23 protein-coding genes are annotated in these 23593 nt (G+C 67.2%); 12 read left to right on the top strand and 11 right to left on the bottom strand.

The features are described 5' to 3' along the window. Nucleotides 1-219: 219 nt before the first annotated feature. Together O1Q03_RS16680 and O1Q03_RS16675 are read left to right on the top strand one after the other, a co-directional pair. Entirely contained in the window at nucleotides 220-1410 is a 1191-nt protein-coding gene (locus O1Q03_RS16680) for a M20 aminoacylase family protein (RefSeq protein ID WP_269504804.1), read from the top strand. Between the two features lie 59 nt (nucleotides 1411-1469). After that, a complete protein-coding gene (locus O1Q03_RS16675; RefSeq protein ID WP_269504802.1) occupies nucleotides 1470-2804 on the top strand; it encodes an MFS transporter in 1335 nt (444 codons plus the stop codon). 56 nt (nucleotides 2805-2860) lie between these two features. Here O1Q03_RS16675 and O1Q03_RS16670 read toward each other — a convergent pair whose 3' ends face one another. Beyond that, nucleotides 2861-3052 carry a hypothetical protein gene (locus O1Q03_RS16670; protein ID WP_269504800.1) on the bottom strand — a complete coding sequence of 64 codons (192 nt, stop codon included), beginning with the start codon at nucleotides 3050-3052 and terminating at the stop codon, nucleotides 2861-2863. 244 nt (nucleotides 3053-3296) lie between these two features. Beyond that, nucleotides 3297-4082 (bottom strand): IclR family transcriptional regulator, encoded by a 786-nt coding sequence (locus O1Q03_RS16665; RefSeq protein WP_269504798.1) that lies wholly within the window; start codon nucleotides 4080-4082, stop codon nucleotides 3297-3299. 227 nt (nucleotides 4083-4309) lie between these two features. On the opposite strand from O1Q03_RS16665, the gene pcaF reads away from it, so the two are divergent. Continuing rightward, nucleotides 4310-5512 carry a 3-oxoadipyl-CoA thiolase gene (gene pcaF, locus O1Q03_RS16660; RefSeq protein ID WP_269504797.1) on the top strand — a complete coding sequence of 401 codons (1203 nt, stop codon included), beginning with the start codon at nucleotides 4310-4312 and terminating at the stop codon, nucleotides 5510-5512. Between the two features lie 108 nt (nucleotides 5513-5620). Here pcaF and O1Q03_RS16655 read toward each other — a convergent pair whose 3' ends face one another. Beyond that, nucleotides 5621-6106, bottom strand: a complete 486-nt coding sequence (locus O1Q03_RS16655) for a DUF523 domain-containing protein (RefSeq protein WP_442865808.1) — start codon at nucleotides 6104-6106, stop codon at nucleotides 5621-5623. Nucleotides 6107-6239: 133 nt separating this feature from the next. Continuing rightward, on the bottom strand, nucleotides 6240-6800 hold the full coding sequence (locus O1Q03_RS16650; RefSeq protein ID WP_332112536.1) for a GNAT family N-acetyltransferase: 561 nt from the start codon (nucleotides 6798-6800) through the stop codon (nucleotides 6240-6242). A gap of 65 nt (nucleotides 6801-6865) precedes the next feature. On the opposite strand from O1Q03_RS16650, the gene O1Q03_RS16645 reads away from it, so the two are divergent. Next, nucleotides 6866-6994, top strand: a complete 129-nt coding sequence (locus O1Q03_RS16645; RefSeq protein ID WP_269504794.1) for a hypothetical protein — start codon at nucleotides 6866-6868, stop codon at nucleotides 6992-6994. A gap of 229 nt (nucleotides 6995-7223) precedes the next feature. Beyond that, entirely contained in the window at nucleotides 7224-8768 is a 1545-nt protein-coding gene (locus O1Q03_RS16640; protein ID WP_269504791.1) for a methyl-accepting chemotaxis protein, read from the top strand. A gap of 114 nt (nucleotides 8769-8882) precedes the next feature. Here O1Q03_RS16640 and gabD read toward each other — a convergent pair whose 3' ends face one another. Both gabD and O1Q03_RS16630 read right to left on the bottom strand, forming a co-directional pair. Beyond that, on the bottom strand, nucleotides 8883-10352 hold the full coding sequence (gene gabD / locus O1Q03_RS16635) for an NADP-dependent succinate-semialdehyde dehydrogenase (protein ID WP_269504789.1): 1470 nt from the start codon (nucleotides 10350-10352) through the stop codon (nucleotides 8883-8885). Nucleotides 10353-10442: 90 nt separating this feature from the next. Then, a complete protein-coding gene (locus O1Q03_RS16630; protein WP_269504788.1) occupies nucleotides 10443-11732 on the bottom strand; it encodes a 4-aminobutyrate--2-oxoglutarate transaminase in 1290 nt (429 codons plus the stop codon). Nucleotides 11733-11852: 120 nt separating this feature from the next. On the opposite strand from O1Q03_RS16630, the gene pdxR reads away from it, so the two are divergent. Continuing rightward, on the top strand, nucleotides 11853-13361 hold the full coding sequence (gene pdxR, locus O1Q03_RS16625; protein ID WP_269504786.1) for a MocR-like pyridoxine biosynthesis transcription factor PdxR: 1509 nt from the start codon (nucleotides 11853-11855) through the stop codon (nucleotides 13359-13361). 390 nt (nucleotides 13362-13751) lie between these two features. Here the strand turns inward: pdxR and O1Q03_RS16620 are convergent, their stop codons facing one another. Next, on the bottom strand, nucleotides 13752-14585 hold the full coding sequence (locus tag O1Q03_RS16620) for a DMT family transporter (RefSeq protein WP_269504784.1): 834 nt from the start codon (nucleotides 14583-14585) through the stop codon (nucleotides 13752-13754). A 108-nt stretch (nucleotides 14586-14693) separates the two neighbouring features. Here O1Q03_RS16620 and selD point away from each other — a divergent pair, with 108 nt between their 5' ends. From selD to O1Q03_RS16605, 3 genes are all read left to right on the top strand, one after another. Next, nucleotides 14694-15758, top strand: coding sequence for a selenide, water dikinase SelD (selD, locus tag O1Q03_RS16615; protein WP_269504782.1), 1065 nt, complete (start codon nucleotides 14694-14696; stop codon nucleotides 15756-15758). A 91-nt stretch (nucleotides 15759-15849) separates the two neighbouring features. Next, nucleotides 15850-16440 carry a LysE family translocator gene (locus O1Q03_RS16610; RefSeq protein ID WP_269504779.1) on the top strand — a complete coding sequence of 197 codons (591 nt, stop codon included), beginning with the start codon at nucleotides 15850-15852 and terminating at the stop codon, nucleotides 16438-16440. Nucleotides 16441-16677: 237 nt separating this feature from the next. Continuing rightward, nucleotides 16678-17757 (top strand): purine-nucleoside phosphorylase, encoded by a 1080-nt coding sequence (locus O1Q03_RS16605; RefSeq protein ID WP_269504777.1) that lies wholly within the window; start codon nucleotides 16678-16680, stop codon nucleotides 17755-17757. 258 nt (nucleotides 17758-18015) lie between these two features. Here the strand turns inward: O1Q03_RS16605 and O1Q03_RS16600 are convergent, their stop codons facing one another. The 3 genes from O1Q03_RS16600 to O1Q03_RS16590 all read right to left on the bottom strand — a co-directional run bounded on the left by O1Q03_RS16600 (nucleotide 18016) and on the right by O1Q03_RS16590 (nucleotide 19490). Continuing rightward, the gene (locus O1Q03_RS16600) at nucleotides 18016-18312 is read right to left on the bottom strand and encodes a DUF4148 domain-containing protein (RefSeq protein WP_269504776.1); all 297 of its coding nucleotides are present in this window, start codon (nucleotides 18310-18312) and stop codon (nucleotides 18016-18018) included. Nucleotides 18313-18694: 382 nt separating this feature from the next. Then, nucleotides 18695-19081 carry a response regulator transcription factor gene (locus O1Q03_RS16595; protein ID WP_269504774.1) on the bottom strand — a complete coding sequence of 129 codons (387 nt, stop codon included), beginning with the start codon at nucleotides 19079-19081 and terminating at the stop codon, nucleotides 18695-18697. A 37-nt stretch (nucleotides 19082-19118) separates the two neighbouring features. Further along, the gene (locus O1Q03_RS16590) at nucleotides 19119-19490 is read right to left on the bottom strand and encodes a response regulator (RefSeq protein WP_269504773.1); all 372 of its coding nucleotides are present in this window, start codon (nucleotides 19488-19490) and stop codon (nucleotides 19119-19121) included. 111 nt (nucleotides 19491-19601) lie between these two features. Here O1Q03_RS16590 and O1Q03_RS16585 point away from each other — a divergent pair, with 111 nt between their 5' ends. After that, nucleotides 19602-20246: a hypothetical protein gene (locus tag O1Q03_RS16585; RefSeq protein ID WP_269504772.1), complete on the top strand. Its 645-nt coding sequence runs from the start codon at nucleotides 19602-19604 to the stop codon at nucleotides 20244-20246. A gap of 25 nt (nucleotides 20247-20271) precedes the next feature. On the opposite strand, the gene ceoR is transcribed toward O1Q03_RS16585, so the two are convergent. Further along, nucleotides 20272-21276 carry a putative multidrug efflux transcriptional regulator CeoR gene (gene ceoR / locus O1Q03_RS16580; protein ID WP_269504770.1) on the bottom strand — a complete coding sequence of 335 codons (1005 nt, stop codon included), beginning with the start codon at nucleotides 21274-21276 and terminating at the stop codon, nucleotides 20272-20274. Nucleotides 21277-21449: 173 nt separating this feature from the next. Here ceoR and O1Q03_RS16575 point away from each other — a divergent pair, with 173 nt between their 5' ends. Then, nucleotides 21450-22310, top strand: a complete 861-nt coding sequence (locus tag O1Q03_RS16575) for an alpha/beta hydrolase (protein WP_269504768.1) — start codon at nucleotides 21450-21452, stop codon at nucleotides 22308-22310. Between the two features lie 31 nt (nucleotides 22311-22341). Further along, a complete protein-coding gene (gene ceoA, locus O1Q03_RS16570; RefSeq protein WP_269504767.1) occupies nucleotides 22342-23559 on the top strand; it encodes a multidrug efflux RND transporter periplasmic adaptor subunit CeoA in 1218 nt (405 codons plus the stop codon). The last annotated feature ends 34 nt before the right edge of the window (nucleotides 23560-23593 follow it).

Raw genomic sequence — 23593 nt, 5'->3', positions numbered from 1 at the left:
TCGGAAATCAATAGGTGATGTGGTGACGGGAGTCGAGGGGCACATCGGGCGATGCCGGGCGACGGCAGCTTGCCCGTACTAACCCTGATTAAAAAACCTTATCACGGTGAAAAATTCCGCATCTTATTGAACCGGTATCGGCTCGATATAGTGGCTTGCTTTCCCGCACGCAATCGCCCGCGTGCGGCTGACACGCTGACAAACAGCAGGAGCCGCTTGATGACCACCGACGTCCGCTTCACCGAAATCGAAGACCTGATGCCCGCCGCCGGCGGGCTGCGCGAAATTCGCCACCACATCCACCATCACCCCGAACTCGCGTACGAGGAGCACGCAACCGCCGCGCTCGTCGCGGACAAGCTCGAGCAATGGGGCTGGCAAGTGACGCGCGGGGTCGGCAAGACGGGCGTGGTCGGCACGCTGCGCGTGGGCGACGGCAAGCGCAGCATCGGCATCCGCGCGGACATGGACGCGCTGCCGATCCTCGAAGCGACCGGCCTGCCGTACGCGAGCGGCACGCACGGCAAGATGCACGCGTGCGGCCACGACGGCCACACGACGATGCTGCTCGGCGCCGCGCAGCATCTCGCGAAGACGCGCAACTTCTCCGGCACCGTGCACCTGTATTTCCAGCCGGCGGAAGAGCACGGCGTCGACAGCGGCGCGAAGAAGATGATCGACGACGGCCTGTTCGAGCGCTTTCCGTGCGATGCCGTGTACGGCATGCACAACCATCCGGGCGCGGCGCCCGGCGTGTTCCTCACGCGGCGCGGCCCGTTCATGTCGGCCGGCGACAAGGCGATCATCTCGATCGAAGGCGTCGGCGGCCACGCGGCGCGCCCGCATCTGACGGTCGACCCGGTGGTCGTCGCGGCGAGCATCGTGATGGCGCTGCAGACGATCGTCGCGCGCAACGTCGACCCGTCGCAGCCGGCGGTCGTCACGGTCGGCTCGATGCACGCAGGCACCGCGAACAATGTGATCCCGAACGGCGCGCGCCTCGAACTGAGCGTGCGCTCGTTCAGCCCGGAAGTGCGCGCGCTGCTCAAGCGCCGCATCGTCGAGCTCGCCGAGTCGCAGGCCGCAAGTTACGGCGCGACGGCGAACGTCGAGTACATCGAAGGCTATCCGGTCGTCGTCAATACGGATGCCGAAACGGATTTCGCCGCGCAGGTCGCGCGCGAGCTCGTCGGCGACGCGCACGTGGTCGAGCAGGCCGACCTGCTGATGGGCAGCGAGGACTTCGCGTTCATGCTGCAGCAGCGGCCGGGCTCGTTCGTGCGGCTCGGCAACGGCGAAGGCGAGGACGGCTGCATGGTGCACAACCCGAAGTACGACTTCAACGACCGCAACCTGCCGATCGGCGCGGCGTTCTGGACGCGTCTCGTCGAGCGCTACCTGGAGCAGTGAGCGCGGCCGGATGCGCGGGCGGCCGGCGCTTCCGGCCGCATTGACAGGAGACACGAACGATGCAGAAAGACCAACTCGCGCTGCACCCGGCATCGACGGGGGCCGCCGGAACCGATGCGCGCGGCGCACCGGTCGCCACGAAGCGCGGCGCGATCGCCGCGGCCGTGATCGGCAACTGGCTGGAATTCTTCGACTTCACCGTGTACGGCTTCTTCGCGGTGCTGATCGGCAGGCTGTTCTTCCCGTCGAGCGATCCGACCACGTCGCTGCTGCTGTCGGTCGCGACGTTCGCGGCCGGCTTCTTCACGCGGCCGCTCGGCAGCGTCGTGCTCGGCGTCTATGCGGACCGCAAGGGCCGCAAGGCCGCGCTGAACCTGACGATCATGCTGATGGCGCTCGGCACCGGCCTGATCGCGATCGCGCCAACCTACGCGCAGGTCGGCGTGGCCGCGCCGCTGCTCGTCGTGTTCGCGCGGTTGCTGCAGGGCTTCTCGCAGGGCGGCGAGTTCGGCGCGGCGACGTCCACGCTGATCGAGCAGGGCGGCACGTCGCGCCGCGCGTTTCGCGCGAGCTGGCAGCTCGCGACGCAAGGCGGCGCCGCGCTGATGGGCTCGGGCTTCGCGGCGCTGCTGTCGAACACGCTGACGAAGGACGCACTCGAAGGCTGGGGCTGGCGCCTGCCGTTCTTCGCGGGCCTGCTGATCGCGCCGGTCGGCATGTACCTGCGCCGCCGGCTCGCGGACGACGCGCCCGGCGACAGCCATCACGGGATCGAACGCGGCGTGCTGCGCGAACTGTTCTCGCGGCACACGCGCACGGTGGTGCTGCTGATGCTGACGGTGATGGGCGGCACGGTGTCGACCTACATCCTGACCTTCTACATGCCCACCTATGCGATCCATACGCTCGGTCTGCCGATGAAGCTGTCGATGTTCGTCGGTGTCGCATCGGGGTGCGTGATGCTGGTCACGTGTCCGCTGTTCGGCTGGCTGTCGGATCGCCTGGGCAGCCGGCGCATGCCGATCTTCGTCGGGCGCGGCGTGCTTGTGCTGCTGCTGTTCCCCGCGTTCTGGCTGATGAACCATCATCCGACGCTGTCGGTGATCCTGCCGCTGACCGCGCTGATGCTGCTGTTCTATTCGCTCGGGTCGGCATCGGAAATGGCGCTGATGTGCGAGTCGCTGCCGCGCCACGTGCGCGCGACGGGCATCTCGATCGCGTATGCGCTCGCGGTAACGATTTTCGGCGGCACCGCGCAGTTGATCGCGACGTGGCTCGTGAAGACGACGGGCAGCAAGCTCGCGCCGGCCGGCTATGTGGCCGCGTGCGTGGTGCTGTCGCTGATCGCGGTCGCGATGCTGCGCGAGACGGCGCGCGAGTCGTCGATGGACTGACGAGACGTGATGTGATGTGACGCGACGCGACGCGGGCGGCGCGCGGCACGCCGCGCTTACCGCCCGCGCACGGTTCTCAAGTACGACGCGAGCATCGTCGCGAGTGCCTGCGCGGCCGGCGCCAACGGCACGGTCGCGCGCCGCAGCACGCAGATCTCCTGCGATTCCGCCTGGTCGCGCACCGGCACCTTCGCGAGCGCGCCGGCGAACGGCCCGTGCCGCGTGACGGGCACGGTGCCGGTGCGCAACGGGATGCTGCTCGGCGCGTGAGCGGCGGCCGCACCGCGGCGCCTTGGTGTACGAAAGACGCCGGCCAATTTCGTTCTTGTCAAATTGACCGGCTTGAGCCGCGTGACTAAATTGAGCGGTGCGGAGTTTGCTCCGTGTTCCGTGAGAAGAAGTTGCAATAGAGTCAGAGAGTTGAGCGGGCGGCGCATGCCGCCCGTCTTTTTTTGTCCGCGATTTGCCGCATCGCGGAGCCTGGCCGGCCGCTCAGCCGCGCCGCGCCACCAGATCCGACACCGTTTGTGCGGCCTGCTGCAGCGGCCCGAGAAACTCCTTCACCATCTGCTTCGCGGTGTGCCGCTGTGCGTTGCCGCTGATGTTCATCGCGGCGATTACCTGCCCGCGGCGGTTGCGGATCGGCGCGGAAATCGACATCAGTCCCACTTCGAGTTCCTGGTCGACCACGGCCCAGCCCTGCTGGCGCACCTGCGCGATCGTCGCCTTCAGTTCGCCGAGATCGGTGATCGTGCGCGGCGTGTGCGCGCGAATGCCGCTTTGCGCGAGCGTCTCGTCGAGCGTCGCGTCGTCGAGCGCGGCCAGCAGCACGCGGCCCATCGACGTGCAGTACGCGGGCAGGCGGCTGCCGATCGACAGGTTGATCGTCATGATCTTGTGGGTGGGCACGCGCAGTACGTAGACGATTTCGGTGCGGTCGAGCACGGCCGCCGAGCAGCTTTCGTGGATCTGCGCGGACAATTGCTCCATCACCGGATCGGCGAGATTCCAGAACGGCATCGACGTGAGATACGCGAAGCCGAGCTCGAGGATCTTCGGCGTGAGCCGGAACAGCCGGCCGTCGGCCTCGACGTAGCCGAGCGTCTGCAGCGTGAGCAGGATCCGGCGCGCGCCTGCGCGCGTGAGGCCGGTGGCCGACGCGACCTCGGTGAGCGTCTGCTCCGGACGCTGCGCGTCGAACGCGCGGATCACGGCGAGGCCGCGCGCGAACGACTGCACATAGGAGTCGCCGGGTTTCTGGATGTCTTCGGTTGTCATGAACGGTGGATTTGTCGTGCAGCCGAGAAGATAGCGCATGGGGCCTGACACGCCAACCGCACGGCGGCCGGGGCGCTTGACAGGTCGTCCCCGCACTCCCTATGATGCGTTGAACGTTCGATACACGATCTTATGTTCGTATATAGAACATTTAAGCGCATCCCGGCGGGCAATGCAAGGGGCGCGTTTCATTCACTTCCCAGCGTTGCATGAGACCGGAGACACTGATGACTGAAGCTTTTCTGTGTGATGCGATTCGTACCCCGATCGGCCGTTACGGCGGTGCCCTGTCCGGCGTGCGCGCCGACGACCTCGGCGCGGTGCCGCTCAAGGCGCTCGTCGAGCGCAACCGCGACGTCGACTGGACGGTCATCGACGACGTGATCTACGGCTGCGCGAACCAGGCCGGCGAGGACAACCGCAACGTCGCGCGCATGTCCGCGCTGCTCGCGGGCCTGCCGGAGGGCGTGCCGGGTTCGACGATCAACCGCCTGTGCGGTTCCGGGATGGACGCGGTCGGCGTGGCCGCGCGCGCGATCAAGTCGGGCGAAGCCGCGCTGATGGTGGCCGGCGGCGTCGAAAGCATGACGCGCGCGCCGTTCGTGATGGGCAAGGCCGCGAGCGCGTTCGCGCGCCAGGCCGACATCTACGACACGACGATCGGCTGGCGCTTCGTCAATCCGCTGATGAAAAAGCTGCATGGCGTCGATTCGATGCCGGAGACGGCCGAGAACGTCGCGGTCGACTACAACATCACCCGCGCCGATCAGGATCTGTTCGCGCTGCGCAGCCAGCAGAAGGCCGCGCGTGCGCAACAGGACGGCACGCTCGCCGAAGAAATCGTGTCCGTCACGATTCCACAGAAGAAAGGCGACGCCGTCGTCTTTTCGCGTGACGAGCATCCGCGCGAAACGTCGCTCGAGACGCTCGCGAAGCTGAAGGGCGTCGTGCGCCCCGACGGCTCGGTCACGGCCGGCAACGCGTCGGGCGTGAACGACGGCGCCGCCGCGCTGCTGCTCGCGAACGAAGCCACCGCGAAGCGCTTTGGCCTCACGCCGCGCGCGCGCGTGCTCGGCATCGCGACGGCCGGCGTCGCCCCGCGCGTGATGGGCATCGGCCCGGCACCCGCCACGCAGAAGCTGCTCGCGCGACTCGGGATGACGATCGACCAGTTCGACGTGATCGAGCTGAACGAAGCGTTCGCATCGCAGGGCCTCGCGGTGCTGCGCATGCTCGGCGTCGCCGACGACGATCCTCGCGTGAACCCTAACGGCGGCGCGATCGCGCTCGGCCATCCGCTCGGCGCATCGGGCGCGCGTCTCGTGACGACCGCGATGTACCAGCTTCATCGCACCAACGGCCGTTTCGCGCTGTGCACGATGTGCATCGGCGTCGGCCAGGGTATCGCGATCGCGATCGAACGCGTCTGATCGCGTCACGCGGCGGCAGCGGCAGGATCGGGATCCGCGCCGCTGCGCCGCTGCTCCAGTGCCAATGAAGTGGCCGTCACGAGATCGTCGTGACGGCCACTTCGTCATTCAGCCTTCCGCTTGTTGCGCGACGCGCGCCAGGCGGGCGACGAGCGCGTCGATCTCGGTGTCCGCGAACACCTCGACGCCATGCTCGCGCAGCAACGCCGCGGTGACGCCGGCGCCGGCATGCCGCCGGCCCGCGAAACTCCCGTCGTAGATGAAGCTGCTTCCGCACGACGGACTGCCGTCCGCGAGGATCGCGAAGCGGCAATCGTGCGCGCGTGCGAGCGCCAGCGCGGTGTGCGCGCCGTCGACGAATGCTGCGGTGACGTCCGCGCCATGCACGTCGACGATGCGCGCGGCACCGTTCAGCACGCGTTGCCCGGATTCCCCGCCCGCGATCTCGGCGGCCGGGCGCGGCACGCTCAATCCGCCTGCCAGTTCCGGGCAGACCGGCACCAGGCGCCCTTCGCGTTGCCACCGCTCGAGCGCTGCGTGAGCGGCGGTTCGGGCCGAGCCGTTGTAGCGGACCGGGTGACCGAGCACGCACATGCTGACGAGGATCTTCGGCTGGGCCGGGTGTGGCGGCGCGTTCTGCAAGGTCGTTCTCCGTGTTGGCGGCGTGGGGCGAGCGGAAATTCCACGCGCGGCTCGCATTCGCTGGCCGGCGGCTCCCTGGCTGGCGTCAGGTGGTCGGTGCTTCCATATGGACGTCTTCGGGCTCGAGCGCATGCAGCGCCGGGTCGGGCGACGCGCTGACGGTGAAGCCGAGCCGCAGATAGAAGTCGATCGTGTGCTGCGACGGCGTCGCGGACACGTACAGGCGTTTCGCGCCCATCGCGAGCGCCTGCGCGCGGGCCGCGCGGTAGAGCCGTGCGCCGAGCCCGCAGCCGCGCCAGTCGTGGCTCACGTGCAGGAACTTCAGTTGCAGCATGTCGCGTTGCGCGCCGAGCGGATCGCTGTCGACGATGACCGCCGCGACGAGCCGCGCGCCGTCGAACATCCCGAGGCACCAGCCGCCGCGATCGTGACAGTCGAGCAGGATCGGCGTGTAGTGTTCGGCTTCGCCGTCGGGCCAGCCTTGCACGTCGTAGAAGTCCGGGACCAGACGCAGTTCGCCGTCGCGCAGCGCATACAGATGGTGGATGATCTCGCGCCGGTCGATGGTCCACACGAGCGGCAGTTCGTCGCGTGCGAGCAGGCGCGCAGACAGCGCGTCGCGTTCGGTGGCGGTGCGGTGCGTCATCCGCTTGCCCGATCGCTGGCGGGTTGCGGGCGGCATGTCATATGCGTGCATGGCCGATTCAGTTCATGCCGAATCTTTTTCATCGAATTTTTCGAATGGCGGTTGAATTGGGCGAAATGGGGCGGATCGTTTCGCTGCGCGCAGCGGTTGCCGGCATCGGCTTGCCGGCCGGCGTTCTCGGCGTTCTCCGATAACGCATCGAGCCGCGGCAGCGAAGCGCGCATCGATTATCGCGAGATTATTTGATCCAGGTCATATTGATAAACGAATTCGGTATTTTTTCGCATTCGAGGGGTAAGGTTTTTGCCGAAATTGCCGACAGTAAGGGCGAGACCGTCGTCAAGCGATAAACCGTTTTTCGGCTACTGAGCGTGATTTCCGCGCCGCCGATCGTGCCTCGCGATCCGCCTTTCGGAGCCCTGCATGCGCAACAACCAGCCTGTCACCCAACAAGAATTCGAATTTCCCGACGACGTCACGTTGATGTCGACCACCGATGCGGACAGCACCATCACGTACGCGAACACGACGTTCGCGCAGGTGAGCGGCTTCTCGAACGATGAGCTCGTCGGCCAGCCGCACAACGTCGTCCGGCATCCGGACATGCCGAAAGAGGCGTTCGCCGACATGTGGGCGACGCTGAAGAACGGCGAGCCGTGGACCGCGCTCGTGAAGAACCGCCGCAAGAACGGCGACCACTACTGGGTGCGCGCGAACGCGGTGCCGGTGATGCGCAACGGCGCGCCGCACGGCTACATGTCGGTGCGCACCAAGGCGCCGCGCGACGAGATCGAGGCCGCCGACGCGCTGTATCGCGCATTTCGCGACGGCAAGGCCGGCCCGCGCAAGTTCCACAAAGGGCTGATCGTCCGCACCGGGCTGCTGCGCATCGCGTCGCTGCCGCAGACGATGTCGGTGCGCGCGCGCGTTCATTCGGCGCTGTGCGTGCTGGCGCCGGCCGTGGTCGGCGCGGGCTGGGCATGCGGGCTGACCGGGGCCGAACTCGCGGCGTTTGCTGCGGCGACGGCCGGCGTGTCGATTGCGGCCGGGCTGTGGCTCGACGCGCAGATCGTGCGCCCGCTGAAGCGGCTGCACGACCAGGCGCTGAACGTCGCGACCGGCGAAAGCCGCCGCGGCGTGCGGATGAACCGCGTCGACGAGATCGGCATGACGCTGCGCACGATCAACCAGCTCGGGCTGATGTTCCGCTGGCTCGTCGACGACGTCAGCGAACAGGTGCACAACGTGCAGCGCGCGAGCAACGAGATCGCGCAGGGCAACAACGATTTGAGCGCGCGCACCGAGCAGGCCGCGTCCAGCGTGCAGCAGACGGCCGCCTCGATGGCCGAGATGACGACCACCGTCGACAGCAATGCGGAGAGCGCGCTGCAGGCGAACCGGCTCGCGGTGTCGGCGAGCGACGCGGCCGAGCGCGGCGGGCAGGCGATGGGCGAAGTCGTCGCGACGATGAGCGACATCACCGACAGCTCGCGCAGGATCGCCGACATCATCGGCGTGATCGACGGGATCGCGTTCCAGACCAACATCCTCGCGTTGAACGCGGCGGTCGAAGCCGCGCGAGCGGGCGAGCAGGGGCGGGGTTTCGCGGTGGTCGCGGGCGAAGTGCGCGCGCTCGCGCAGCGTAGTGCGAATGCGGCGAAGGAGATCAAGACGCTGATCGGCGCGAGCGTCGAGCGGGTCGAATCGGGCGCGCGGCGCGTCGACGACGCGGGCAGGACGATGGAGGACGTGGTCGCACAGGTGAAGCGCGTGTCGGACCTGATCGCGGAGATCAGCTCGTCGACGGCCGAGCAGAGCACCGGCGTCGCGCAGGTCGATCAGGCGGTCGTGCATCTGGACAACATCACGCAGCAGAACGCGGCGCTGGTCGAGCAGAGCGCGGCTGCGTCGGAAAGCCTGAAGCAGCAGGCGACGCGGCTCGTCGATGCGGTGAACGTGTTTCGTTGAGCGGAGCAGGCAGGTGACGCGGGCGCGACGGAGAGGGGCACCGGCCCGCGTCGTGACCGCCCGGTTCCGGCCGGGCGGTCAGGGCCTGTCACGGATGCGACAGGCCCGGAACCGTCAGACGGCCAGGCAGAGGTACTTGATCACGACGTAGTCGTCGATACCGTAGTGCGAGCCTTCGCGGCCGAGGCCCGACTGCTTGACGCCGCCGAACGGCGCGACTTCGTTCGAGATCAGGCCCGTGTTCACGCCGACCATCCCGTATTCGAGCGCTTCCGCCACCTTCCACACGCGGCCGATGTCGCGGCTGTAGAAGTACGCGGCCAAGCCGAACTCGGTGTCGTTCGCGAGGCGGATCACCTCGTCGTCGCTGCCGAACTTGAACAGCGGCGCGAGCGGCCCGAACGTCTCTTCCTTCGCGACCTTCATCGCCGGCGTGACGCCCGTCAGCACGGTCGGCTCGAAGAAGCCGTGGCCGAGCGCGTGGCGCTTGCCGCCCGTCACGACGGTCGCGCCCTTCGCGAGCGCGTCCTCGATGTGCGCCTCGACCTTCAGCACCGCTGCTTCGTTGATCAGCGGGCCCTGCGTGACGCCCGGCTCCGTGCCGCGACCGACCTTCAGCTCGCCGACGGCCGCCGCGAGCTTCTGCGCGAACTGGTCGTACACGGCTTCATGCACGTAGAAGCGGTTCGTGCACACGCACGTCTGGCCGCTGTTGCGGTACTTCGACGCGATCGCGCCCTGCACGGCCGCGTCGAGATCGGCATCGTCGAACACGATGAACGGCGCGTTGCCGCCGAGTTCCAGCGACACCTTCTTGACCGTCGCCGCGCATTGCGACATCAGCAGGCGGCCGACCGGCGTCGAGCCGGTGAACGACAGCTTCCGCACGATCGGGTTCGACGTCAGTTCGCCGCCGATCGCCTTCGGGTCGCCCGTGACGACGCTGAACACGCCGGCCGGCACGCCCGCGCGCTCGGCCAGCACGGCCATCGCGAGCGCCGAGAACGGCGTCGCTTCGGCCGGCTTCACGACGATCGGGCAGCCTGCGGCGAGCGCCGGGCCGACCTTGCGGGTGATCATCGCCGCCGGGAAGTTCCACGGCGTGATCGCCGCGCACACGCCGATCGCTTCCTTCGTCACGACGATGCGCTTGTCGCTCGCCGGCGTCGGGATCGTGTCGCCGTACACGCGCTTGCCTTCTTCCGCGAACCACTCGAGGAACGACGCCGCGTAGCCGATCTCGCCCTTCGCTTCGGCGAGCGACTTGCCCTGCTCGGTCGTGAGGATCAGCGCGAGGTCGTCGGCGTTTTCCATCATCAGGTCGTGCCACTTGCGCAGGATCGCCGCGCGTTCCTTCGCGGTCTTCTTGCGCCACGCCGGCCATGCGGCGTTCGCGGCTTCGATCGCGTGACGCGTCTCGGCCGTGCCCATCGCCGGCACGGTGCCGAGCAGGCCGCCGGTGGCCGGGTTGCGGACTTCGAACGACTCGCCGTTCGCCGCGCCTTGCCATTCGCCGTTGACGTACGCCTGCTGGCGGAACAGCGACGGATCTTTCAGTGCCAGGGTTTCCTGAACAGTGCTCATGTGAATCACCTGCTTTGAAAAGGACGGATGAAAACGGCCGCCGCCGTCTTCATGACGGCGGCGGCACATTCAGTCGAAGTGAGCGGAAACTCAGGCCGGCACGCCGACCGTTTCCTTCAGCACTTCCTCGAGGATCACGAGCGCTTCGTCGAACACGGCTTGCGGGATCGTCAGCGGGAACAGGAAGCGCACGACGTTCGAGTACACGCCGCACACGAGCAGCAGCAGCCCGCGCTCGAGCGCACGCGTCTGCACGCGCTTCGTGAATTCGGCATCCGGCTCGCCCGAACCCGGCTTCAGGAATTCGACCGCGATCATCGCACCCGGGCCGCGCACGTCGCCGATCTGCGGCACGTCGGCCTGCAGCGCGTTCAGCTTCGCCTTCAGCACGTCGCCGAGCTGGGTCGCGCGCTCGCACAGCTTCTCTTCTTCGATGATCTCGAGCACCGCGTGCGCCGATGCGACGGCCAGCGGGTTGCCCGCGTAGGTGCCGCCGAGGCCGCCGGGCGCGGCCGCGTCCATCACGTCCGCACGGCCGACGACGCCCGACAGCGGCATGCCGCCCGCGAGGCTCTTCGCCATCGTGATCAGGTCGGCCAGCACGTCGTAGTGCTGCATCGCGAACAGCTTGCCGGTACGCGCGAAGCCCGTCTGCACTTCGTCGGCGATCAGCAGGATGCCGTGCTCGTTACAGATCTTGCGCAGCGCACGCACGAATTCGGCCGGCGCCGCGTAGAAACCGCCTTCGCCCTGGACCGGCTCGAAGATGATTGCGGCGACGCGCTTCGGATCGATGTCGGCCTTGAACAGCATCTCGATCGCCTTGATCGAGTCGGCCGTCGTCACGCCGTGCACGGCGTTCGGGTACGGCGCGTGGAACACGTCGCCCGGGAACGGGCCGAAGTTCAGCTTGTACGGCGCGACCTTGCCCGTCAGCGCCATGCCCATCATCGTGCGGCCGTGGAAGCCGCCCGAGAATGCGATGACGCCCGGACGGCCGGTTGCCGCGCGCGCGATCTTGATCGCGTTCTCGACGGCTTCGGCGCCGGTCGTGAAGAACGCCGTCTTCTTCGGGAAGTCGCCCGGCGCGCGTTCGTTGATCTTTTCCGCCAGCTCGACGTACGACGCGTACGGGACGATCTGGTAGGCGGTGTGCGTGAAGTTGTTCAGCTGGTCGGCGATCGCCTTGACGATCTTCGGGTGACGGTGGCCCGTGTTCAGCACCGCGATGCCGGCGGCGAAATCGATGAAGCGGCGGCCTTCGACATCCCACAGCTCCGCGTTCTCGGCGCGGGCTGCGTAGAAATCGCACATCACGCCGACGCCGCGCGGGGTGGCGGCGTTCTTGCGGGCCTGCAGGTCGGCATTCTTCACGGTCATCTCCTTGATGTTCTGTCCGGTGGGTAGGAAATCGGGCGCCTGGGCAGCCCATGGAGGCGACTATAATCACATTTGGCTCTGGCAATCAGAGCCATTTCAATAAATATTCAGGAGCCAATCATGCGCGCAAGCGTGTTGTCGGACTGGCTGGCGCAGCGCCTCGTGCGCGGCGGCGAACAGCCGATCTACCGGCAGTTGCACCGGTTGCTGCAGCAGGCGATCCTGTCGCGCGAACTGCCGGCCGGCACGCGCGTGCCGTCGTCGCGGCTGCTCGCGGCCGAGCTCGGGATCGCCCGCAACACGGTCACGCAGGTTTACGAACAGCTTGCGCTCGAAGGCTATGTGAACTCGGCGACGGGGCGCGGCACGTTCGTCGCCGACAGCGCGCCGGACGAGATCGTCGGCGCACCGCCCGACGCGGCGGCCGGCCCGGCCGTCGTGACGCCGTCCGCGCGCCGGCTGTCCGCGCGCGGCACGCGGCTCGTCGAAGGGGCCGGCGTGTCGAAGCGCCAGGGCGGCGCGTTCATGCCGGGCGTGCCCGATGTGTCGCGCTTTCCGGCGCGCGTGTGGACGCGGCTGCACAACAAGTACTGGCGGCGCCTGCGCCCGGACCTGCTGACCTACGCGCCCGGCGGCGGGCTCGCGCTGCTGCGCGAGGCGCTGGCCGATTACCTGCGCACGTCGCGCTCGGTGCGCTGTACGCCCGAGCAGATCGTGATCACGACCGGCATCCACCAGTCGATCGAGCTCGCGGTGCGCCTGCTGACCGACCCGGGCGACGCGATCTGGACCGAGGATCCGTGCTACTGGGGCGTGCGCAGCGTGCTGAACGTGTCGGGGCTCACCACGCGGCCGATTCCGGTCGACGACGAAGGCATCGCGCCGTCGGCGGCCGATCTGGCCGAGCCGCCGAAACTGATGCTCGTCACGCCGTCGCACCAGTATCCGCTCGGGATGGTGATGAGCCTCGCGCGGCGGCGGATGCTGCTCGAATACGCGCGCCAGCACGGCTGCTGGATTATCGAGGACGACTACGACAGCGAATTCCGCTACGGCAGCCGGCCGCTCGCGTCGCTGCAGGGGCTCGATACGGCCGGGCAGGTGATCTACGTCGGCAGTTTCGGCAAGACGCTGTTTCCGGGGCTGCGGGTCGGTTATCTCGTCGCGCCGGAGCCGCTCGCGGAAAGCTTCGCGACCGCGAGCGCCGAGCTGTATCGCGAAGGGCAACTGCTGCAGCAGGCCGTGCTCGCCGAATTCATCGCGGAAGGGCATTTCGTGTCGCATATCCGCAAGATGCGCACGCTGTACGGGCAACGCCGCGAGGTGCTGCTCGACGCGGTCGCGCGCCGCTACGGCGATACGCTGCAGGCGCTTGGCAGCGACGCGGGGCTGCATCTGGTCACGCAATTGCCCGATGGCGTCGACGATCGCGCGGTCGCGCAGGCGGCGCTGGAGCGCAACATCGTCGTGCGGCCGCTGTCCGGCTATTACGCGGATCGCGAACGTGCGGCGTCGGGGTTGCTGCTCGGTTATGCGTGCGTGCCGGAGGATGAGATCGCGACGGCATTCGCGACGTTGGCCGAAGCGATCGACGAGCGGGCGTTCGGCGGGATGATTGAAGTGGCTTGATGAGCATGCATAGCCGGATTGCTTCGTTGCGATTCCGTCGGAGACCGATCGATGCGTGAATGCCGATCCGTGGATCTCGCCTCGACCGCCAGAGGACGAATTCTCTCGGTAGTGCGGAGAGAATTTCCGCGCGCGACTGGCCTGCCTGCTCATACGTCATCGAACACGAATCACCAACTGATTCATGCCTCTTTCCCTTAGGACAAAAGAGTACGAACGGCATTGCAAAAAGTGGTGGAGCGGGATGGCCCTCCCTGCCGAAACTATCGTGAACGCCGGCACCGACCGCGGAGGCGGGCGCATGCGTCAAAGCCGGATCAGCGCCGCGCCCGCGACCACCAGCGCGCACGCGCTGAATGACGGCACGGACTATGCGTGTGGGCGCATGCGTCAGAGCCGGATCAGCGCCGCACCCGCGACCACCAGCGCGCACGCGACGAGCCGCTGCGGGCCGGGCCGCTCGCGCATCACGAACCAGCCGATCGCGACCGCGAAGATCGAGCTCGTTTCGCGCAGCGCCGACACCGTCGCGACCGGCAGATGCCGGTACGCGAGGATCACGATCCCGTATGCGGCGAGCGAGATCGTGCCGGCGATCGCGCCCTGCGAGAGCGCGGCGCGCGAGCCGAGCACCGAGCGCGACCCGCGCACCGCGCAGACCAGCACGAGCTGCGGCACGCTCCACAGCAAATACACCCATGCGATATAGCCGAGCGCGCTGCCGGACACGCGCGAGCCGATCCCGTCGCAGATCGAATACGACGCGATGAACACGCCGGTGAGTAGCGCGTACGGCACGCCTTCGCCCGCTAACCGGAAGCCGCGCCGCAGCGCGAGCGACATGATCCCGCACGACACGAGCGCGATGCCGGCGAAGCCGAATGGCGTGGGTTGCTCGTGCAGCACGGCGAGCGCGAGCACCGACACGAGCAGCGGCGAGATTCCGCGCGCGATCGGATAGATCTGGCCGAATTCGCCGTTGCGATACGCGCGCGCCAGCGTGAAACAGTACGCGACCTCGAGCACCGCCGATGCCGCGACATACGGCCATGCTGCCCGTGCCGGCGCGGGCAGCAGCACGGCGCCGGCGATGCCGAACGCGAGATACGGCAGCGACATCGTGCCGAGCTGGACGAGCCGGTCCTCGCTGACGTGAAGGAATGCATTCCAGACCGCATGCAGCAATGCGGAGCACAGCACGAGGCCGATGAAGAGGTGATCCATGAACGGGGAGAGGGAACGGGAGGGCCGGCGCCGTCAATTATGTGGGTATCGGGCGCGCTCGCGCCGAATTGTCGATAATAGAACGTTGTTATTCACCGGATGCCGACGATGACCGAAGCCACCCTCACCCCGCCCGCCGTTCCGCGCCTCACGAGCCTGTCGCACGGGGGCGGCTGCGGCTGCAAGATCGCGCCGGGCGTGCTGTCCGAGCTGCTGAAGCGGGCGACGCCGCCGGCGCTGTTCCCCGATCTGCTCGTGGGCACCGAGACCGCCGACGACGCGGCCGTCTACCGGCTGAACGACGAGCAGGCGATCGTCGCGACCACCGATTTCTTCATGCCGATTGTCGACGATCCGTTCGACTTCGGCCGTATCGCGGCCACCAACGCGCTGTCGGACGTCTACGCGATGGGCGGCAAGCCGATCCTCGCGCTCGCGCTGGTCGGCATGCCGATCAACGTGCTGCCGCACGAGACGATCGCGGCCGTGCTGCGCGGCGGCGAATCGGTGTGCGCGGAGGCCGGCATCCCGGTCGCGGGCGGCCATTCGATCGATTCGGTCGAGCCGATCTACGGGCTGGCGGCGATCGGCGTCGTGCATCCGTCGCGCGTGAAGCGCAACGCGGCCGCGCGCGCGGGCGACGTGCTCGTGCTCGGCAAGCCGCTCGGCGTCGGCGTGCTGTCGGCCGCGCTGAAGAAGAACCAGCTCGACGATGCCGGCTATGCGCAGATGGTCGCGACGACCACCAAACTGAACCGTCCCGGCGCCGAACTTGCCGCGCTGCCGGGCGTGCATGCGCTGACCGACGTCACGGGCTTCGGGCTGCTCGGTCACACGCTCGAACTCGCACGCGGCGCGAGCCTCACCGCGCGCGTGCACTACGCGTCGCTGCCGTGGCTGACGGGCGTCGAGGCGTTCGTCGCCGACGGCGTGTTCACCGGTGCATCGGGCCGCAACTGGGCGGCATACGGCAGCGACGTGCGGCTTGCCGACGGGCTGCCGCCGGTCGCGCAGGCGCTGCTGACCGATCCGCAGACGTCCGGCGGCCTGCTGGTCGCGTGTGCACCGGAAGCAGTCGACAACGTGCTCGCCTGCTTCCGTGCCGACGGTTTCGACCGCGCGGCCGTGATCGGCGAGATGGTCGACGGGCCTTCGCGCGTCGACGTCGCCTGACCCGGCTGACGCGGCCTGATGCGTTTTTGTCCCGTCGGTTCGCCGACGGTCGGTAGAATCGATGCCTTGCGTCGACGGCATCGATGAACCGATGAGCGATTTCCTGTTCGGGCTGATGATCGCGCTGTCGGTCGGGTCCGTCGCGCTGATGATCGTGACTTACGGCATGCGCGCCGGCACCGCGAGCGGCGTGCGCGCGGCGGTGGGCGTGGCTGCTGCCGACGGCTGCTATGCGGTCGTTGCGTTCACGATCGGCGCGATGCTTGCGGGCACGCTCGCATCGCATCTGCCGCTGTTCCGTATCGTCGGCGCATGCGTGCTGCTCGCAATGGGTGCGCGCATGATGTGGCGGGCATTGAAGGATCGGCGCCGCACGCTGGACGGCGCTGCGCCGCCGCCGGGCACCCGCCCGTTCACGTCGATGTTCTTCGTCACGCTCGCGAATCCGCTGACCATCCTGCTGTTCTACGGCTACGCCACCGCTGCCGCCGGTGCGCAGCGGCACTGGCTCGCCGGTGCCGCATGCGTGTTTGCCGGCAGCCTCGTCGGACAACTCGTGTTCGCCTTCGGCGGCAGCATGATCGGGCGCATCGTGAAGTCGCCGCGATGGCTCGCGGCGAGCCATGTGGCCGCCGCGCTCGTCGTGCTCGGTTATGGCGTGGCGGCGATCGTGCGCGTATAGCGGTTCGCGGCAGCGAACGCCGATGACGGATGTTCCTCGCTGTGCGAACGAACCGGATAGCATTCCTGATCTTTTATCGCATCGGCCGGGATGCGACGCAACTCATGTACGTCGCGTCGGCAAGTGCCGCAGGCCGTTTCGTAGTCGGGTTCCGCATCGCGCAAGCGCGTTCTATACTCCGTCGCGCAGTCTCCGACAGCCGTTCTCACCCAAACATCACCGAAACAAGGAACGCCGATGCTGACTCGCTCCATTCTTTCCGCCGCTGCATTCTCGCTTGCGGCCTGTGCGACCGCACCGTCGATCGCGCAGAACAACCAGGGCAACGATGCGGGCCACACTGCATTCGCCGAGACCGGTGCACCGGGCCGCCCGGTCAAGGTCATGATCATCACGATGTTCGGGCCGGAGGGCCAGGCGTGGCTCGACCGGCTCGGCCCGTGGCGCGACGTCACCGTGCCGGGCCTGTCGCCCGACTATCCGGCCGTCCACTGCAACAAGCAGGACGTATGTGTGGTCACGACCGGGATGGGCTATGCGAACGCGTCGGCGACCATCATGGCGCTCACGTTCTCGCAACGCTTCGATCTGCGCCGCACGTATTTCCTGGTGTCGGGTATCGCGGGCGTCGACCCCGCACAGGGCACGGTCGGATCGGCCGCGTGGTCGAAATACCTCGTCGATTTCAGCCTGCAGTGGGAGCTCGATGCCCGCGAGATTCCGGCCGGCTGGAACACGGGCTATCTCGGCATCAACACGAAGAGCCCAAACGACAAGCCGCCGCTCGACTATCGCACCGAAGTGTTCCAGCTCAACCCGCAGCTGACCGACGCCGCGTACGCGCTGTCGCGCAACGTCGTGCTCGCCGACAGCGCACAGGCGCAGGCCGCGCGCGCGAAGTTCACGTATGCGCCGGCGAACCAGCCGCCGACGGTGATCCAGTGCGATACGTCATCGGGCAACACGTGGTTCTCGGGCACGCTGATCGGCGAGCGCGCGCGCCAGTGGACCAAGATCCTGACGGACGGCAAGGGCACCTATTGCATGACCGCGCAGGAAGACAACGCGACATTCGAAGCGCTCAAGCGCGCGGCGAGCGTGAAGCGCGTCGACCTGTCGCGCGTTGCCGTGCTGCGTACGGGGTCCGATTTCGATCGGCCGTACGCAGGGCAGACGAGCGCCGACAACCTGCTGAACTACGCGGATCAAGGCGGCTTCGCCCCGGCGACCGAAAACCTGTACCGCGCGGGCAATCCGCTGGTGCAGGACATCGTCGCGCACTGGGGCGAATGGCGCGACGGTGTGCCGCGCCGTTGATGGCCGGACGCTCGCGTCGAAGGGTCGGCGCACGGATCAACGCACGGGTCAACGCGCGGATCAGCGGACGGGTCAGTGCGATTGCGGCGCGGAACGGAACGGCGTCCAGACGGGCGTCGTGTCGTCCCAATGATCGAGCGGCGAAGGAAGTTGATCGTTCATCACAGACTCCTGCAACTAACTGACTAATTGAATAGGCGGTATCGCGACGCCGCGCAGCGGATCATCCGCTGCGCGGCGTTGTACGTTGATCGGCGTTCAGCGGGCCCCGCCGGCGAGTTGGTTGCTTTCCGGCATCGAGCGATACGGGCCTTGCGCGAGTTCGAGCCCTTGCGGATACGAGGTCGCCTTGCGCAGGTACGCGAGCGTGCCGTCCTTGCGTGCCTGCACGACTTCCGCGCTGACTTCGGCGCGGGTGCGCGGGCCGTTGTTGTGCTGCGCGTACCACGACGTGTTGCCGTAGTCGCCGGCATGCGCGGTGTCCGTATCGGCGAAGGCCGGTGCGGACACGGCCAGTGCGAGGGCAACGGCGGAGAGAAGATGGCGGCGGTTCATGGCATAACTCCTGTGTTGGTCGGAGTTGGCGCGCGAGCGCTTGCTCCGGTCCCGTCTAGCGGGGCTGTTCCATGCGCAACAGGTGCGCGACAGGGTTTACTCTAGGTATCTGTTCCGGCGCGATAAATGCGGCAGACGCGAATTGAATTGTCGCTGTACAGGAACAATCGGAATCCGTACGCGCAGTGAGGACATGCGCACAGCCTTGCCCCGCGGCGCCGAGAGCCGGATATAGCAGATCGGACGGAGCGCGTCGCGCCGATCGGTGCGAGTAAAGCAATAGTCCTTTGCGCACGGTGGCAGGATGCCGCCGCGCGTGCCGTTCATCGCGCGCCGTGCCGGCGGGAACGGCCGGCTACGCCGCCCGATGGTGGGCGGCGGGTCAGATCGCTTCGAGCCGGTAGCCCAGCGTATAGACCGCGCTGAGGCGTACGCCGTTCGACGGCTGCAGCGCGAGCTTCATGCGCAGCCGGTAGATATGCGTGTCGAGGCTGCGCGACACGCCGGCCATGTCGCGGCCCCACAGCGAGCGAATCAGCGCGTCGCGCGGCATGATCCGGTCCGGATTGCGGAACAGCAGCACGGCGAGATCGAATTCCCGCGGCGTCAGCTTGATCGGTGCGCCATGCAGCAGCACGGTTCGCGTTCGCGTGTCGATCAGGTAGCAGCCCAGCCTGAGCGCGTCGTGCCGGCCGCCGCCGTGATACGCGCGCCTGAGCAGTGCGTTGGCGCGCGCCAGCAGCTCGGATTGATTGATCGGCTTGACCATGTAGTCGTCGGCGCCCGCGTTGATCGCCCAGAAGACTTCATCGTCGCGCGGGTTGGGTCAAGAACAGGATCGGCAGACGGCCCCCGATCCGTTCGCGGGTCCATTGGAGGACTTCGAATCCGGACATGTCGGGCACCCGCCAGTCGAGAATCAGCAGATCGACCACCGAGCTCTCCAGATGACGAATCGCCTGGTTTCCATTGCTGACCGCATGCACGCGATAGCCGGACGTTTCCAGTATCGAGGTGATCAGTTCGACATAGGCGGGATCATCCTCGAGATAGAGAACGTTCATGTTACGTACTCCTTCGATATCGATCGTGACGATCAGCACATATCGAACGTCCAGCCGGGAACGGACACGTCGACGCAGGAACGCGGCGATCGGCGTCACGCAATGTGTTGCCATGTTCGCATCGATGCGTCGCAAAAATTGTCAACGATTTTGAACGCAAGACATCCACGAAATTAGAGATATTGATCAACTTTGCGGCAGTGATGGAAAACAGGAGAGGCGTTTTTGTTGACAAAAGTTGTCAATCTGCGCGAGCCGCGCGACTACGCTTGGGTCATGGTGTCGGCGAGTCGGCGCAACGACATAAACGAGCGGTTCGGGGAGCATGTCATGTTGATTTACAAGGCGCTCATCGTGGTGGAGTCGGCCGGCGGGTCCGAATGCGAGGTGGCGTGCGTGCTGCAGGCGCTGGGATTGCCGCTGGCCATCACCAGGCCGCATCACGCGCGGGACTGCATCCCGCGCCGAGCCGGCGGCCCGCTCGAAGCGAAGGGCACGCGGGCGCGCCTGCTGGTGGCGCTGGCCGAGGCGCTGGATCGGCATCCGTGTAGCGGGCGTCTCGTCGAGCCGCTGCCCGATCTGCAACTCCGGCATGTGCAGGCGCTGGTGCAGCGCCGCCGCCAGCTGATGCGCATGCAAATCGCGGAATATCAACTATTGACGTGGTGCCACGGGAGCGTGCGCGACGGCATCGTCCGCACGATCGACTTCCTGAAAGAGCAGATCGCGGCGGTCGATCGCCATTGCGCGCGGCATGTGAATCTGCAGCGCAGCGAGTGTGCACGGATGCTGGCGCGCGGGCCGCAGCCCGGCCGCGGCGTGCGGCGGGGCCAGGTCGCGGAGTTCATTCGCGGTTGGCGGCCGAAGTGACCGCGCCGGGCCGCGCTTCAGACGATTACGCGACCCACTCGTTGATGACCGGCGTATCGAGCATCGGCGCGCGCTCGGCTTCCTCGAACGTGCGCTTGCTGCACGTCGCATCGAGGCTGCCCTTGCCGCTCAGCAGCGGGCAGCGGTCGAACACTTCGGCAATCCAGTCGACGAACACGCGCACCTTCGGCGACAGATGCCGGCTGTGCGGATACACGACCGAGATCGGCATCGGCAGCGGCTTGACGCCGGGCAGCACTTCCTTGAGCCGGCCTTCGCGCAGGTGCGGCAGAACCATGAAGAGCGGCGGCTGGATCAGCCCGAAGCCCTCGATCCCGCAGGTCACGTACGCATCCGCGTCGTTCACCGACACGATGCCCTCCATCTTCATCTCGACTTCCTTGCCTTCGATCAGGAACGTCCAGTCGATCGTGCGGCCCGTGCGGCTCGAGAAGTAGTTGACGGCCTTGTGCTGGCTCAGGTCGTCGATCGTCTGCGGCTCGCCGTAGCGCTCGAGATAGTCGGGCGACGCGACCGTCACGCATTCGAACAGGCCAACGCGGCGCGCGACGAGCGACGAATCCTGCAGCGCGCCGACGCGGATCACGCAGTCGACGCCTTCCTGCAGCAGATCGACCGGACGATCCGACAGGCCGAGCTGCAGATCGATGTCCGGATAGCGCGTATGGAATTCGCACAGCGACGGGATCACGAGCAGCCGCCCGATCGAGCCCGGCATGTCGATACGCAACTTTCCGTGCGGCTTCCGGTTGTTGGCCTGGAAGCTTGCTTCGGTTTCCTCGACATCGGCGAGGATCCGCACGCATCGCTCGTAGTACGCGGCGCCGTCCGGCGTCAGCGACAGCCGGCGCGTGGTCCGGTGCATCAGACGCACGCCGAGGAAGGCTTCGAGATTCTGGATGATCGTCGTGACGGACGCCCGCGGCAGGCTGAGCGTTTCTGCTGCCTTGGTGAAGCTGCTTGTATCGACGACGCGAGTAAACACCTGCATGGCCTGAAGCCGGTCCATCACAACCTCCACGATCTAATGAGCCTCAGGAACAAAGAGGCTGCGCCGCTTTGTAGGCGACGCAGCCTGGGATTGTTCGGGGGCGTTGAATTGTGTTGCCGGATTATAGGCATTTATCCCGATGTCTGCCGGACTCAGAATTCGTTCCATCTCGAAATGGATGCCGCATCGTCATGGACGCTTCTGAATTCAGCAAATTCCTGCAAGCCGCATTGCCCGCCGAAGCCAGAGCCGGCGGGGCACTGACGGTCGCGGAGGTGGAAATCCCCGGCTACGCGCAGGACATCGTGCTGCGCCTCTATCGGCGCGCCGACAAGACCGGATTGCCGGTAGTGCTTTATTTCCACGGCGGCGGCTTCGTGCGCGGCACGCTCGACGACGCGGATTTCGCCGCGCGTTTTTTAGCAGAACGCTTACCAGCTCTCGTAGTGTCGGTCGATTATTCGCTCGCGCCGGCGTTTCCTTTTCCGGCCGCGCCGGAGGATGCGTATCGCGCCGCCGTGTGGGCCGCGACGCGTGCCCGCGCGTTCGGCGGCAATCCGAAGAAGATCGGGGTCGCGGGGCATGACGCGGGCGGCCAGCTCGCGAACTGTCTGGCATTCATCGCACGCGATCGCGGCGAAGTGTCGATCGCCGCGCAGGCGCTGTTCGGGCCGATGCTCGATCCGAGCATGACGCGCATCGGCGACGCCGAACGTCTCGCGTCCGACATCACCGCGCGCGAATGCGCGGCCTGTTATCGCGCGTATCTGCCGCAGGCGGCGCAGCGCATGCATCCGTACGCGGCGCCGCTCGAATCGGTGCGCCTCGCGGGCCTGCCGCCAACACTGGTCGTCACCGCGCAGAACGACGTGCTGCACGTCGAAGCGGAGAAATATGCGGGCTGCCTGATTTCATCGGGCGTGCTCACGCAGGTGATCCGCTATCCGGACGTCACCCACGCGGCGCTCGCGACGCACGAAGCCGCGCTGGAGGAAGCCGTGCGCTTCTTCCAGTGCCGCTTCCAAGTGCGCCAGCCGAACCGTTCCGAATAACCAGACCAATCCACGCTTACTGGAGATCCACATGGCCATCCTACGTACCTCCCGTTCCCGAATCGCGACCGCGGCGATCGTGACGCTCGCCGTCGTCGGTCTCGGCACGTTCGGCGCGATGCGCGTGAACGCCAACGCGCCCGAAAAAGCGGCGGCGCCGCTGCCCGAAGTCGACGTCGCGACCGTCGTGCCGCAGACCGTCACCGACTGGCAAAGCTATTCGGGCCGTCTCGAAGCGGTCGAGAAAGTCGACGTGCGCCCGCAGGTGTCGGGCACGATCGTCGCAGTGAACTTCAAGGACGGCGCGCTCGTGAAGAAGGGCGACGTGCTGTTCGTGATCGATCCGCGCCCGTACCAGGCGGAAGTCGATCGCGCCGCCGCGCAGCTCGCGGCCGCGCAGGCGCGCAACGGCTACGCGCAGAGCGACTGGCAGCGCGCGCAGCGGCTGATCGGCGACAACGCGATCGCGAAGCGCGACTACGACGAGAAGCAGAACGCCGCGCGCGAAGCGAACGCGAACCTGAAGGCCGCCGAAGCCGCGCTGGAAACGGCGCGCATCAACCTCGGCTATACGCGCATCACCGCGCCGGTGTCGGGGCGCGTGTCGCGGGCGGAAATCACGCTCGGCAACGTCGTGTCGGCCGGCGCGTCGGCCGCGCCGCTGACGACGCTGGTGTCGGTGTCGCCGATCTACGCATCGTTCGACGCGGACGAACAGACCTACCTGCAATACATCAACGGCGCGCGCAGCGGCCGCAAGGTGCCGGTCGAGCTCGGCCTCGCGAACGAATCCGGCTACTCGCGCAGCGGCGAGATCGATTCGGTCGACAACCGGCTCGATACGTCGTCCGGCACGATCCGCGTGCGCGCACGCTTCGACAACGCGGACGGCACGCTCGTCCCGGGCCTGTACGCACGCGTGAAGGTCGGCGGCAGCGCGCCGCACGAGGCGCTGCTCGTCGACGACGCGGCGATCAACACCGACCAGGACAAGAAGTTCGTGTTCGTCGTCGACCAGCAGGGCCGCGTGTCGTACCGCGAAGTGCAGCAAGGCAACCAGCACGGCAACCGGCGCGTGATCGTGAGCGGCTTGTCGGCCGGCGACCGCGTAATCGTGAACGGCACGCAGCGCGTGCGCCCCGGCGCACAGGTGAAGCCGCACATGGTCCCGATGACGGGCGGCGATGCGCCGTCCGCGCCGCTCGCGAACAACGCGAAACCGGCCGCACCGGCGAAGGCGGATTCGTAAGCGGCACGCCGCTACGTTTTCCGCGTTCAACCAG

Source organism: Burkholderia sp. IMCC1007, from assembly GCF_027257875.1.
Lineage (GTDB): Bacteria > Pseudomonadota > Gammaproteobacteria > Burkholderiales > Burkholderiaceae > Burkholderia.
This window is presented reverse-complemented; position numbering and strand designations above follow the sequence as displayed.